This is a genomic window from Kitasatospora sp. NPDC001660, from assembly GCF_053596725.1.
In genome coordinates this window covers 30,349-43,601 of sequence record NZ_JBSFGU010000040.1, presented here as the reverse complement: position 1 = coordinate 43,601, position 13,253 = coordinate 30,349, and the positions used below count along the sequence as shown (strand labels likewise).

11 protein-coding genes and 1 pseudogene are annotated in these 13,253 nt (G+C 70.0%); 2 read left to right on the top strand and 10 right to left on the bottom strand.

Annotated features, from left to right (window positions below):
- Positions 1-188 precede the first annotated feature (188 nt).
- Entirely contained in the window at positions 189-737 is a 549-nt protein-coding gene (locus ACWCXH_RS30855) for a DUF1062 domain-containing protein (protein ID WP_449804775.1), read from the bottom strand.
- A 371-nt stretch (positions 738-1,108) separates the two neighbouring features.
- A complete protein-coding gene (locus ACWCXH_RS30850; RefSeq protein WP_449804774.1) occupies positions 1,109-1,783 on the bottom strand; it encodes a TetR/AcrR family transcriptional regulator in 675 nt (224 codons plus the stop codon).
- Positions 1,784-1,924: 141 nt separating this feature from the next.
- On the opposite strand from ACWCXH_RS30850, the gene ACWCXH_RS30845 reads away from it, so the two are divergent.
- Positions 1,925-4,180 carry an MMPL family transporter gene (locus ACWCXH_RS30845; RefSeq protein ID WP_449804773.1) on the top strand — a complete coding sequence of 752 codons (2,256 nt, stop codon included), beginning with the start codon at positions 1,925-1,927 and terminating at the stop codon, positions 4,178-4,180.
- Positions 4,181-4,357: 177 nt separating this feature from the next.
- Here ACWCXH_RS30845 and ACWCXH_RS30840 read toward each other — a convergent pair whose 3' ends face one another.
- The 8 genes and pseudogenes from ACWCXH_RS30840 to ACWCXH_RS30805 all read right to left on the bottom strand — a co-directional run bounded on the left by ACWCXH_RS30840 (position 4,358) and on the right by ACWCXH_RS30805 (position 11,669).
- Entirely contained in the window at positions 4,358-5,698 is a 1,341-nt protein-coding gene (locus ACWCXH_RS30840) for a GH1 family beta-glucosidase (RefSeq protein WP_449804772.1), read from the bottom strand.
- Between the two features lie 483 nt (positions 5,699-6,181).
- Positions 6,182-6,304 (bottom strand): annotated as a pseudogene (locus tag ACWCXH_RS30835) (LLM class flavin-dependent oxidoreductase); the annotation flags it as partial.
- 66 nt (positions 6,305-6,370) lie between these two features.
- Positions 6,371-7,360 (bottom strand): ABC transporter substrate-binding protein, encoded by a 990-nt coding sequence (locus ACWCXH_RS30830; protein WP_449804771.1) that lies wholly within the window; start codon positions 7,358-7,360, stop codon positions 6,371-6,373.
- Between the two features lie 23 nt (positions 7,361-7,383).
- Positions 7,384-8,151 carry an amino acid ABC transporter ATP-binding protein gene (locus tag ACWCXH_RS30825; RefSeq protein WP_449804770.1) on the bottom strand — a complete coding sequence of 256 codons (768 nt, stop codon included), beginning with the start codon at positions 8,149-8,151 and terminating at the stop codon, positions 7,384-7,386.
- Entirely contained in the window at positions 8,148-9,113 is a 966-nt protein-coding gene (locus ACWCXH_RS30820) for an amino acid ABC transporter permease (protein WP_449804769.1), read from the bottom strand. Before ACWCXH_RS30820 ends, ACWCXH_RS30825 begins: the two co-directional genes overlap by 4 nt.
- Positions 9,110-10,018, bottom strand: coding sequence for an ABC transporter substrate-binding protein (locus ACWCXH_RS30815; protein WP_449804786.1), 909 nt, complete (start codon positions 10,016-10,018; stop codon positions 9,110-9,112). The genes ACWCXH_RS30820 and ACWCXH_RS30815 overlap by 4 nt, the downstream gene beginning before the upstream one ends.
- Positions 10,012-10,509 carry a GNAT family N-acetyltransferase gene (locus ACWCXH_RS30810; protein ID WP_449804768.1) on the bottom strand — a complete coding sequence of 166 codons (498 nt, stop codon included), beginning with the start codon at positions 10,507-10,509 and terminating at the stop codon, positions 10,012-10,014. Before ACWCXH_RS30810 ends, ACWCXH_RS30815 begins: the two co-directional genes overlap by 7 nt.
- Complete coding sequence (locus ACWCXH_RS30805; protein WP_449804767.1) at positions 10,506-11,669, bottom strand: LLM class flavin-dependent oxidoreductase; 1,164 nt, start codon at positions 11,667-11,669, stop codon at positions 10,506-10,508. Before ACWCXH_RS30805 ends, ACWCXH_RS30810 begins: the two co-directional genes overlap by 4 nt.
- Before the next feature lie 569 nt (positions 11,670-12,238).
- On the opposite strand from ACWCXH_RS30805, the gene ACWCXH_RS30800 reads away from it, so the two are divergent.
- Complete coding sequence (locus ACWCXH_RS30800) at positions 12,239-13,138, top strand: amino acid ABC transporter permease (protein WP_449804766.1); 900 nt, start codon at positions 12,239-12,241, stop codon at positions 13,136-13,138.
- Positions 13,139-13,253: the final 115 nt, after the last annotated feature.

The following is a 13,253-nucleotide window of genomic DNA, read 5'->3' as shown; positions in this document are numbered from 1 at the left end:
GCCCGCACCACTCCCCGCTGGGCATCGCCTGGACCGCCGTCACCACTGCGGTGATGTTCGCGCACGCTGGGGCGCGGAGCTGGTCGGCGAGCCCTTCTTGGCCTTGCAGTAGTGGACCTGCCGGTATTGCCACTGCTAGGGCCTGTCCGGCGGATCTTGCCGGACAGGCCCCTGGTCCCGGGGAGGGCTCAGCGCTTGAGCGTGAAGGTGAAGTCGCCGGAGAGCTTGCCGCTCAGCCGGACTGCCGAGACGAGTTTGCCCTCCGTGATCAGTCTCTCGACCTCGGCCCGCGAAAGACCGCACCCTTCAGCGATCAGTCGCACCGGCCGGACAGGGATCCGCGCCGCGAAGCGGACCGAGATGTCGATCACCTCGCGGTCCAGGTGATCCGATCCGCCGGTGTCGAGTCGCCAGGAGTTGTCCCAGTCGAGGGCGATGCGATTACGGCGCCGCACGACCGGATCCTGGAGCAGCTCAGCCGCCAGGCCAGGGTCGTTGTCGTGCATCCGGTCCAGCAGCTCAGGCCGTACGGAGCGCACGTTTATCCGCTCCAGGACCGTGAGCTTCGCCGTGTCCCCGCAAGCGGTGCAGAGCACGAGGAGCCAGGCGTCGAGGAGCTTGTGGTTTGCGTTGACGCGGAATTTGCCGTTCGCCCGGAAACGGTCGGACGCGCACGCGGGGCAACGGCGGAGAACGGTCGGCAGACAGGTGGGCATGACCACCCAGTCATTGAGCACAGAAGTACACCGGTTTCAGTGAGAAGTCCGCAGCAAAAAGCAGCGCGGCGCACAGGCGCGACGCGCGACAGATCAGCAATCGGGAGGTCTCACAGGGTGTACAACGGCATGTCCTTGCCTAGACGACTTGGCTCGGCAGCACGGTAATGGCGCACGGTGGCGCTGGTCCACTGGTTTTCGAGCGCCTCATCGCCAGGTTCTGCTCGGAGTTGTTCGATGCACCCGCCGGCGGGGAAGCGTCCGCTCTTGACGAGCACTCCGGGGATTTGCGTCAGTTCGTTGCGCTCCGGCGAGTCCGGACCAGCCGGCGCGTCGGGGAGGTTCGCCTTCCTCCACCCACCAGCCACGGCCGTCTGCCGCGCGGGCCTTGATCACCACTGGTCCACGGCCGGCGACAGGCCTGCGGTGCGCGCGGCGACGCCCGCCTGGACTGCGAAGAGGCGGTCCCGCGCGTCCTGGTCGAGCGCGTGGAAGTGGCCGTGCGCCTCGAGGGCGACGAAGCCGTGCACGGTGGCCCAGGCCAGCATCAGGGATTCCGCCGCGTCCGGCACCAGCGGGCTGCCGAGCCGGCCGCGTTCGGCCGTGTCGGCGACGAGTTCGACCATGTGCTCCATCGCCCGCCGGGCGGCCACCACGGTCGGTCCGTCCGGTGGGGCCGCGTACCCGGGCACGGGGGAGCCGAAGATGAGGGCGAAGCGCTCCGGATTCCGCTGCGCCCAGGTGCGGTAGCCGGTGCAGGTGGCCACGAAGCGTCCGTCCAGGTCGTCCGCCGGCACGGTCCCGCGGGTCGCCGCCAACGCGTCCGACAGGCTGTCGTACGAGTCGGCGACCAGGGCGGTGAGCAGCTCGTCCCGGTCGGCGAAGTAGCGGTAGAGCGCAGGCGGGGTCATCCCCATGCTGCGGGCGATGTCGGTGAAGCGGAGGTTCGCGGCGCCGCGCTCGACGATCAGGCTCAGGGCCGCGTGCTTGATCTCCTCCACCGTGTCGGCGCGCAGCCGCTCACGGCGGCTCCGCCCCCCGCTCCCGTCGGTCGCCCTACCCGTCATCGCATCTCCATCCGCTCGCTGCGCCAGTCACCGCGTTGACAATCCGTACCCGTCGAGGGAAACGTTACGCTTCGTAAGGCGCGTTATGAAGCGTAACGCTTTGCCTGGGGGCGGAGCCCCTGACGACCCACGGAGGACCACATGTCCCAGGGACTGCGCGAGGATCGGCGGACAGCCGCCGGGGAGAGCGGGCCACACAGACCCGGCCCGCTCGGCCGAATAGCCGGCTGGAGCTTCCGGAACCGGGGCCGCACGGTGCTGCTCTGGCTGCTCGCCGCCGGCGCGGCCTTCGGCCTCTCGGCCGGCCTCGGCGCCAAGTACAGCGCCGACTACACCGCGCCCGGCTCGGACTCCAAGCAGGCCCAGCAGCTGCTGGCACGGGACTTCCCCGGGCTGGGCGGTGAATCGATCAGCCTGGTGCTGACCTCCGACGGCAGCGTGACCGACACCGCCACCCGCGACCGGGTCAAGGACCTGCTCGCCCGGATGGCCGAGGTGCCGCACGTCAGCGGCATCGACGACCCGTACGGCCCGCGCGGCAAGGTGTCGGCCGACGGCCGCACCGCCCTCGGACAGATCCACCTGGACGTCGCCGTCGCCCCCGACATGCCGAAGGCGGACACCCAGCGGCTGCTCGACCTCGCCCGCCCCGTCGACGGCGGCCTGCGCGTCCACCTCGGCGGCATGACGGTCCAGCAGGCCGAGCAGGGCGCGATCGGCTCGGAGGGCATCGGCATTGCGGCCGCCGCCCTGATCCTGGTGGTCACCTTCGGTTCGGTCGTGGCCGCCGGCCTGCCGCTGCTCACCGCGCTCGGCGGGCTCGCGGTCAGCAGCGCCCTGCTGCCGGTCCTCGCCGCGATCATGCCGGTCCCGGACTGGTCGACCTCGCTCGCCGCGATGCTGGGCATCGGCGTCGGCATCGACTACGCGCTGCTGCTGGTCACCCGGTTCCGCGAGTGGCGCGCCGAGGGGCTCGAACCCGAGGCCGCCACGGTCGCCGCCCTGGACACCGCGGGCCGCGCGGTCGTGGTCGCCGGAATGACCGTGGTGGTCAGCATGCTCGGGCTGTTCGCGATGGGCCTGTCGTTCATGCGCGGCGCCGCGGTCTCGGCGATCCTCTCCGTGCTCGTCGTGATCGCCGCGTCCGCCACGCTCTTCCCCGCCCTGCTCGGCTACCTCGGCCGACACATCGAGCGCCTCCGGCTGCCCCTGCCCCAGCGCCGCGCCGCCCAGGGCGAGAGCTCGGTGGGCGCCGGCTGGCTGCGCTGGAGCAGGCTCGTCGAGCGTCACCGCGTCCTCGGTGCCGTCACCGGGGTCGTCGTCCTGCTGGCGCTCGCGGCGCCGTTCCTGGGCGTGCGCTTCGGCTTCCCCGACGCGGGCAACGACCCCGCCGGGCGCTCGAACCGGCTGGCGTACGACACGGTGGCCACCGGCTTCGGACCGGGAAGCAACGGACCGCTGGTCCTGGTCGCCGAGTTGGCGCCGGGCACCCCCGCCGACGCGACGGCCGCGCTGCCCACCGCGCTGAAGGCGGTGCCCGGCGTCACGGCGGTGACCCCTCCGGTGCCCGGCTCCGACGGCCGCTCGCTGCTGCTCACCGTCGTCCCGGACAGCGGTCCGCAGTCCAGTGAAACCAAGTCCCTGGTCCGCGACCTCCGCGATCACGTCATCCCGGGTGCGGTCGGCCCCGGCGTCCGGGTGCACGTCGGCGGGGCGACCGCCAGCGCGATCGACAGCACCGACAACATCGCCCGCCGCATCCCGCTTCTGGTCGGCGGCGTGGTCACGGTGTCGATGCTCCTGCTCCTGGTGGCCTTCCGCAGCCTCGCCGTCGCCCTCAAGGCCGCTGTGATGAACCTGCTCTCCGTCGGCGCCGCGTACGGCGTGGTCGCCCTCGTTCTCGAAGGGGGCACCGCTGGCCGGTTGATCGGCATCGACAGCCCCACCCCGCTGCCGGCCTTCGTCCCGGTGCTGACCTTCGCCGTCCTGTTCGGCCTCTCGATGGACTACGAGGTCTTCCTGGTGAGTCGGATGCGTGAGGCCTGGCTGCGCACCGACGACAACGCGGAGTCCATCGTCCGCGGACTGGCGGGCACCGCGCGGGTGATCACCGCGGCGGCGGCCATCATGGTCGCCGTGTTCGCGGCCTTCGTCCCGGCGCCCGACCTGCCGATCAAGGTCATCGGCGTCGGCATGGGGTCGGCCATCCTGATCGACGCCACGCTGGTCCGACTGCTGCTGGTACCGGCCGTGATGCACCTGCTCGGCCGCGGCAACTGGTGGCTGCCTGCCTGGCTGGACCGCCGCCTGCCCCACCTCCACGTCGAAGGCCACACCGAGTTCTACCAGCCGGAGGCCGCCCCCGAGGCACCCCGCTCCCCGGCGGTGGTCGGCTAGTGGCACCAGCGGACCGCGGGCGCCCCACGACGCCTGCGGTCCGCTGGTCACGGCGAAAGGCGGCGAGCAGCACCAGCGTCCAGGCGGCCTCGCCGGCCACGATGTCCGCGGAGGGAACCGCACGGGGTGGTCGCGGACGAAGGACGGGGCGACGGCAAGCGCGGTCGCCCGGCCCGCTTACTCCGCAAACCTCGCCCGGTGGGTGGCAATCAGGTCCCGGTACCAGGCGTAGGAGGCCTTCGGCGTGCGGCGCTGCGTCGCGAAGTCGACGTGGACCAGGCCGAACCTTTGAGTGAACCCCTCCGCCCACTCGAAGTTGTCGATCAGCGACCAAGTGTAGTAGCCGCGGGCGTCGATGCCGTCGGCGATGGCTCGGGCGAGGGCGTCGAGGTGGGCGGCCATGAAGTCGATGCGGGGCTGGTCGGGGACGGTGTCCTCGGCGACGGAGCAACCGTTTTCGGTGATGGTGATGGGAGGGAGGGCCTTGCCGTACACGTCCCGAAGGCGCAGGAGGAGTTGGTGTAGGGCATCGGGGACGACGGGCCAGCCGAAGGCGGTGTGGGGGACGTCGGGGATGTCGACGAGACCGAAGGGGAGACCGGGGTCGGTGGGGGCCGCGACGCGGGTGGGGTTGTAGTAGTTGAGGCCGAGGCCGTCGAGGCCGGGGGTGTGGATGAGGTCGGTGTCGCCGGGTCGGATGGCGCCGTAGATGTCGTCGGGGACGCCGAGGGCTGAGAGGTCGGGGTAGCGGCCGAGGAGGACGGGGTCGGTGAACAGGCGGTTGTGGAGGGCGTCGTAGGCTTCGGCGGCGGCCGCGTCCTGGGCGGAATCGGATGCCGGATGGACGGGGGTGAGGTTGTTGGAGAGCATGACCTCAAGGCCGCGCTCGTGGAGCAGGGAGGCCGCCAGCCCATGGGCGAGGAGCTGGTGGTGGGCGGCGGGGAGGGCCTCGAACATGAGGGCGCGGCCGGGGGCATGGGTGCCGAGCGCATAGCCGAAGACGGTGTGGACGAAGGGTTCGTTGAGGGTGACCCAGGTGGGGATGCGGTCGCCGAGGCGGTCGGTGACGATCCCGGCGTACTCGGCGAAGCGGTACGCGGTATCGCGGTTGAGCCAGCCGCCGTGGTCCTCCAGGGCCTGCGGGAGGTCCCAGTGGAAGAGAGTGGGTAGCGGGGTGATACCCGCGTCCAGCACGGCGTCGACCAGACGGTCGTAGAAGGCGAGGCCGGCCGGATTGGCAGCACCCGCGCCGGTGGGCAGGACGCGGGGCCAGGCGACGGAGAAGCGGTAGCCGTCCAGCCCGAGGCCCTTCATCAGCGCGATGTCCTCGGGGTACCGATGGTAGTGGTCGCAGGCCATCGCGCCGGTGTGGCCGTCGCGGACGGCTCCGGGGCGGGCGGAGAAGGTGTCCCAGACGGAGAGGCCACGGCCGTCCTCGTCCACCGCCCCCTCGATCTGGTAGGCGGCGGTGGCGACGCCCCAGCGGAACCCCGTCGGCAGGTCGAAGCGATCCGGCATGGCAGCCTCCTGACATGAACGTGAGGAAGACTCATGTTACTGACGCCGCGCCACAGCGCCAGAGGAGACGATCCACCGCCATCCGGAAGTGACGGACCCTGATCACCCCAGACCCGCTTGCCCCCGAGCGGCCGAACGGTCATCCGACTGATGTTCACCAGTCCGAATCGCGCAGGTCAGGGCCCATCCCGCCCGCTCCACATGACATCTGATGCCGCCCCATGACGCCCCATCCGTGAGAGGCGTGTGAGAGGCTGCGCACGGAAGCCGCATCGGCCGTGATGTTCCCCACGCCCTGAATCCAGCCTCGTTCGCCCGGGTGATGCGGCCAAATCCTCTGAGTTCTTTTGCCCGCCAGATTCTGCTGGTTGCCCAATTCGCGAGGTCCGCGAAACCGGTCGGTTCTTTGCTGTCCGGCAAGACTCGAACCTGCGGCACGCCGCTTGGGAGACGGCTGCTCTTCCAACTGGGCCACGAACCAGTGTCGGTGAGGATCTGCACGTAGTCCTCGTGGTCGAAGGTGGTGAAGGGCAGCGCGAACACGGCCTCCTCGACCTCGCGGAACGCGGCGTCGGCGTACAGCCGTTCGGCGATCTCGGCGGACGTCCGCGGCTGCCGCGAGCACGGCGGCACGGCTTCAGTCGCATGAGGGGGTCCTTCGGGATGCCTGGGCTACGGGTTGGTCTTGGGCAGCCCGGGCGGGTTGATCTCCGAGGTCGGGACGGCCTCGTTCGCCAGGCCCCAGCGCATGAGCGCCTGCCCGTAGGTCCCGTTCCTGATGATCTCGTTGATCGCCGAGTTGAGGGCCTTGACCAGGCCGTCGTCCTTCCGGGTGGTGGCTCCGATCTTGCCGACGGTGTCGGCTCCGGCACCGGAGTAGGTGCCGATCACCTCGGTCTCGCCGGTCTGCGCGGCGTGGAAGGCGAGCAGCGGGTTGGGGCCGAGGTAGGCGTCGATCCGGCCGGAGGAGAGGGCCAGGTAGCGGTCGGAGGCGTTCTGGTAGTACTTGATGTCCACCGGCTTGAGTCCGGCCTTGACGTTCTGGTCGTTCCAGCCGACCAGCAGCTTCTCCTGGTTGGTGCCGGACTGCACCGCGATGGTGCGGCCGGCCACGTCCTTGGGGCCGGTGACTTTCCAGCCGCTGCCCTTCTTCGTCTCGAAGCCGAGTATGTCCAGGCGGTAGGTGGCGAAGTCGTACTTCTCCTTGCGCTCCTCGGTCACGGTGATGTTGGTCAGGCCGACGTCGTACTTGCCGCTGTCCAGGCCGACGAAGACGTTCTCCCAGGAGACCTGGTTCAACTCGACCTTGAGGCCGAGGACATCGCCGATCAGGTACGCGATGTCCGGCTCGACGCCGATGATGGTCTTGTTGTCGGTGGCGTAGAAGTCGAGCGGCGGGGTGGTGCCCAGGCTGTCGACTACCTCAAGGGTGCCACGCTGTCTGATGGCGTCCGGCACGAGCGTCGCGATGTCGGTCACTTTCGGGGTGGTGATGCGCTTCTGATCGGCGGTCAGGTTGACCACGGTGCCGTCGGGCGCGGCGCTCCCCTCTCCCGCGCCGAGGTCGGCGGAGGCGGTGTTGGCACTGCCGCAGGCGGTCAGGGTGAGCGCAGCGGCCAGGCCGAGTGCGGAGGCGACAAGGGCGCGGCGGGGCAGGGGCATGGCGTTGGCTCCAGTGCAGAAGGTCAGAGGACTTTGGAGAGGAAGGCGCGGGTGCGTTCGTGCTGCGGATGGTCCAGGACGTCGGCAGGCGGTCCCTTTTCGACGACCACCCCGCCGTCCATGAACACCACCGTGTCCGCCACCTCGCGGGCGAACCCGATCTCGTGGGTGACCACGATCATGGTGGTGCCGGCCCGGGCGAGGTCCCTGATCACGTCCAGGACCTCCCCCACCAGTTCGGGGTCGAGCGCGGAGGTGGGCTCGTCGAAGAGCAGCACCTTGGGTTCCAGCGCGAGCGCCCTGGCGATGGCGACGCGCTGCTGCTGGCCGCCGGACAGTTGGCGCGGGTAGGCGTCGGCCTTGTCGGCGAGGCCGACCCTGGCGAGCAGGACGAGGGCGTGCGAACGAGCATCTGCTTTGGGCTTCTTGAGGGCGCTGACCGGGGCCTCGGTGAGGTTCTCCAGCACGGTGAGGTGCGGAAAGAGGTTGAAATTCTGGAAGACGAAGCCGATGTCGGTGCGCTGGCGCAGCACGTCCCGCTCGGGTCGCTCGTGCAGCTTGGCGCCGGCGTAGCGGTAGCCGATCAGTTCGCCGTCGATGGAGACGTAGCCCTTGTCGAGCTTCTCCAGGTGGTTCACCGCTCGCAGCAGCGTGGACTTGCCGGAGCCGGACGGACCGAGGATGACGGTGACTGAGCCGGGCGCCACCTGGAGGTCGACGCCGCGCAGCACTTCGAGTCGGCCGAAGCTCTTGTGCACGCCTCGGATGTCGACCATCACGGGGGTGGTCATGGGGTGGTCCTCGCAGTCGGTCGGTCGGCCAGGAAGTCACGGAAGATCCCGCGGACGCGCTGCCACGGGGTCGGTGGCGGGTTGCGCAGGCTGCCGCGGGCGAAGTGCCGCTCCACGTAGTACTGGGCGATCGACAGCAGCGTGGTGAGCACGACGTACCAGACGGTCGCGACCATCAGCAGCGGTACGACGCGGCCGGTCCGGCCGTAGATCACCTGGACCTGGTAGAAGAGTTCGCCGATCGCCATCACGTAGACGATCGAGGTGCCCTTGAACAGCGAGACGACCTCGTTGGCGGCGTTCGGCAGGATCGCCCGCATGGCCTGCGGCAGGATGATCCGCCGTACCTGCCGCAGGCGCGGGATCCCCAGCGCCGCTGCCGCCTCCGACTGGCCGCCGTCGACCGCGATCACGCCGGCCCGGATGATCTCCGCCGCGTATGCGGCCTGGTGCAGAGCGAGTCCGAGGACGGCGGCTCCGGTCGCGCCGAGCAGGCTGTTGGTGTCGAAGGAGAGGAAGGTCGGGCCGAACGGGACGCCGACGCCCAACTGCTTGTACAGGTAGGAGAGGTTGAACCAGAAGACCAGCTGGACGATCAGCGGAATCGAACGGAAGGCCCAGGTGTACGTCCAGGCGATGGTCTGGAGTACGGGGCTGCGGGAGAGCCGCAGGGCGGCGACGACGGCGCCGATGCCGAAGCCCAGGACCGTCCCGTAGCAGGTGAGTTGGATGGTGACACCGACCGCTTGCAGGATGACGGGGGTGATGAGGTATGCCTGGAAGGTCGGCCAGTCCCAACCGGCGTTGGTGGCCAGTCCGTGCAGGAACTGCGCGACCAGGACCAGGGCGGCGGCGCCGGCCGCCCAGCGCCAGGGATGGCGGGCCGGGACGACGGGGAGGTCGGCCAGGCTCTCGACGGGTGCGGTGTCGGCCGGTCTCCCGGTTCGGATGACGGTGCTCATGGGTGCTCCGGCGGGCTGATCTGCGATTCCTTGATCGCGGAGTCGGTGATGCCCCACTTCCGCAGGATGCGGTCGTAGGTGCCGTCCTTGATCAGTTGGTTGACGGCGGCCTGAAAGGCGGGGGTCAGCGGCGAGCTCTTCTTGAAGGCGAAGCCGACGTCCAGCCGGTGGAACTCGCCCAGGAACCTGGTGTTGGAGGCGGGTCGGCTCTCCTGGTAGCGCAGGCCGTTGATGGTCGACATCACGCTGTCCACCCGGCTCTGCTGCAGGCTGATGAGGATGGCGGCATTGTCGGAGTAGGCCTTCACCTCGTACGGTTTCTTGCCGGCGGCCGCGCAGACGCCCTTCTTGGCGTTGAGCGTCGTCTCGAAGGTGGTTCCGGCGCCGGTGCCGATGGTCAGTCCGCAGAGCTGGGTGAGGTCGGTGACGGGCTGGATGGAGGTGTTGTCCTTCCGGATGGCGAAGCCCTGGCCGTCGTCGATGTAGGTGACGAAGTCGATCGTCTTCAGGCGGGCGGTGGTGACACCGAAGTTGCCCGTCCCGATATCGAACTTGCCGCTGCCGAGAGCGGGGAGGATGGACTCGAAGGACGCCTCCTGGCGGTCCACGGTGATGCCCAGGACCTTGGCGACGGCGTCGGTGACGTCGATGTCGACGCCCGCCGCCTCCTTCTTCGCCGGGTCGGGGTAGTAGGCCGACGGCGGGGTGCCGATGGACGCACCGACCTTCAGCACACCGGCTCTGCGGACGTCCTCGGGCAGCAGGGCGGCGACGGCGTCCGCCTTCTTCTCCCCCGCGACCACATCCTGGCCCTGGCCCGAGGCCCCTGCGGGGCTGGGGGCTGTGGAGCCGCAGCCGGCCAGCAGGGCGACGGCTGCGGCGGCCAGTAGTACGCGTCTCACGATCCCTCCTTCCTCAGATGTTTCTCGAAGGGCAGCGGGCCGGTGGCCGCCGGGTCGGCGGCGAGGTCAAACAGCGGGGTGTAACCGGCCGCCAGGTACAGGAACTTGGCCTCCGGCTGGCGAGCACCGGTGGTGAGGTGGATCCGCCGGTAGCCGGCCGCCGCCGCGCTGCGTTCCAGTTCGGCGAGCACTCTCCGCGCCAGGCCGCGCCTGCGGTAGCGGGAGTCGGTCCAGACCCGCTTCAGCTCCGCGGTCGACCGGTCGTAGCGCCGGTAGGCGCCGCCGGCCACCGCCCGCCCCTCGTGCAGCAGCAAGAGCAACAGGCCGTCCGGCGGGGCGAATTCGTCCCCCGGGTGGCGGCTCATCTCGGCGCGGGCGCCCTCGCCGTAGCGGCTGACGTACTCGTACGTCAGCTCCCGGACCAGCGGTTCGACCAGCGGGTCGTCGAGGCGTACCCGCCGAACCTCCAGGACCCGCTCCTCGGCCCGGGTCATACCTGCAGGGCGATCAGCTGGTGCCGGTCGGCCTCGGCGCGGGCCGCCTTCTCGGCGTCGCGCTTGGCGACCTCCTCGCGGACGATCGGGATGACGTAGCGGCCGAAGTCGATCGCGTCGTCCAGCAGGTGGTAGCCGCGCGCGGAGAGGATGTCGACGCCGAGGTCGTAGTAGTCCAGCAGGGCCTGCGCAACCGTCTCGGGCGTGCCGACCAAGGCGTTGGAGTTGCCGGCCCCACCCGTGGCGGCCGCCGTCGGGGTCCACAGCGCCCGGTCGTAGCGCTCGCCCGCCGCTGCGATCTCCAGCAGTCGCTGCGAGCCGGTGTTCTCGGGCCGGAAGCTGCCGTCGGCGAGCGGCTGGTAGCGGCGGCGGACCAGATGATCGCCGTTCGCCTTGCGGACGTTGATGGCCTCGACGGTCCGGTGGGCCTTCTCCCAGGCCAGTTCCTCGGTCGGTGCGATGATCGGCCGGAATGCCACCTGGATTCGCGGGACGTCGGTACGGCCCGCCGCACGTGCCGCCGCCTTCACGGCTTCGATCTGCTCGGCCGTCCGGGCCAGCGGTTCGCCCCACAGGCAGTAGATGTCCGCCTCAGCTCCACCGACCGCGTAGGCGGCGGGCGAGGAACCGCCGAAGGAGACCGCGGGCCGTGGCTGCTGGACGGGGAAGACGTCGGAGACGAAGTCGTTGAAGCGGTAGTGCTCGCCCTCGTGGTCGAAGGGCTCCTTGCTGGTCCAGGCCCGCTTGACGATCCGGATGTACTCGCCGGTCCGGTCGTACCGCTGGTTTTTCGTCAGAAAGTCTCCCTCGCGCTGCTGTTCGTGGTCGCTGCCGCCGGTGATGAAGTGCACGGTCAGCCGGCCGTCGCTGATCCGGTCGAGGGTGGCGAAGGTCTTGGCGGCGAAGGTGGGGTAGGACACGTTCGGCCGATGGGCGAGCAGGATCTGCAGGCGGTCCAGCTTGGCGGCGAGGTAGGCGGCGGCGGGCGCGGGATCGGGGGATCCGGCGCCGTAGGCGAACAGCACCCGGTCCCAGCCGTTGTCCTCGTGGGCGCGGGCCAGGCGCAGCGTGTAGTCACGGTCGAAGGACGAGGCAGTGGTGCGGGCGGCGGTCTCCGATCCGTCGCTGGTGGCGGCGATTCCGAGGAACTCGACAGGCATGGCGGTCGGCCTTTCGGGACGCGGGTAGGCTCCGCCGGCCGGCCGACGCAGAGTCGGACGGCGGCGCGCGGGGCGGCATGGGAATTCGCAGGCGTGCGTGACGGCGGCCGGTCAGCTGGAGCGAGCGGCGGCGACTGGGGAGCGGCAGGGTGCGTCGGACATCCGTCCGCGCGGCGCCGGCTCCGCGGAGCGGGCGCGAGGGACGGAAGTGTCGGCCCGGGACGGGTACCGAGGGAGGTCTCCGCAGGAGAACAGGGCCGGTCAGGAGGCCCGCTGCCGGATCAGCCCGGACACGCTGCGGACCACACCCGACCGAAGTCGATGTGGTCGCGGGTGACCAGGGGCGGCACGGCGTTCATGGCGTTAGTTGAGCAGCGATGGTACGGATCCGTCAACCACTGCCCGAGATGCGGGATCGACGGTGCGTGGTTGACAGCGCGTGCCGGATCCCACGTACGATCGTGGTCGGAGCGGGCTAGCAACGGGTTAACGGCCCGGCCGCGTTGAGGGACGCGGAGTGCATGACGGCAGTTCACCCATCAGCCCTGCCGCACTGGAGTCCCCTCGCTATGGCCACCTCGCAGGACGTCCTGCCCGCCACCGCCGCCGCATCGCCCGGATCGATCCTCACCGACGCCCCGATCGTCCCCCGCCGCCGCCCCGGACGCGTCCTGTCGGGCCTGGTCGTCGCCGTGCTCCTCCTGGTGGCACTGAACTCAGTGGTTCACAACCACGCGTTCCAATGGGACGTCGTGGGGCGGTACTTCGCCTCCGCGGCAGTCCTCGACGGCCTGTCACTGACCCTCTGGCTCGCCCTTCTCACCCTTTCCATCGGCTTCGCGCTCGGCACTGTGCTGGCTGTCATGCGACTGTCCGACAATCCGGTCCTGCGGGCGGTGAGCTGGGGTTACGTCTGGGTCTTCCGCTCGACGCCTCCGCTCGTGCAGTTGCTGTTCTTCTTCAACATCGGCGCCCTCTACCCGACCGTGAGCCTCCGAATACCCTTCGGCGGAGCGGAGTTGCTGCACGCCCGGACGGTGAACCTGCTCGGCCCCACCCTCACCGCGATCATCGGCCTGACCCTGCTCGAAGCCGCCTTCGCCGCCGAAGTCGTACGCGGCGGCGTCCTGTCGGTGGAACGCGGCCAGCTGGAGGCAGCACGTTCCCTCGGGCTTGGCCGGGCGCGGGTACTGCGGCGGGTCGTCATCCCGCAGGCGATGCGCTCGATCGTGCCGGCCGTCGGAAACATGCTGATCAGCGCGCTCAAGGGCACCAGCATCGTGAGCGTGCTGGCCGTGCATGACCTGCTCTACTCGGTGCAGCTCATCTACAACGAGACCTACGAGATCATCCCGCTGCTGACGGTGGCCACCCTCTGGTACCTCGTGGTCACCAGCATGCTGGCGGTCGGCCAGTACTACCTGGAGCGGTACTACGCCCGCGGGTTCCGGACGGGCGGTGCGCAGTGAGCGAGCGGAGCGAGCGAACAGCGGAGCGAGCGAACAGCGGAGCGAGCGAACAGCGGAGCGAGCGAACAGCGGAGCGAGCGAACAGCGGAGCGAGCGAACAGCGGAGCGAGCGAAC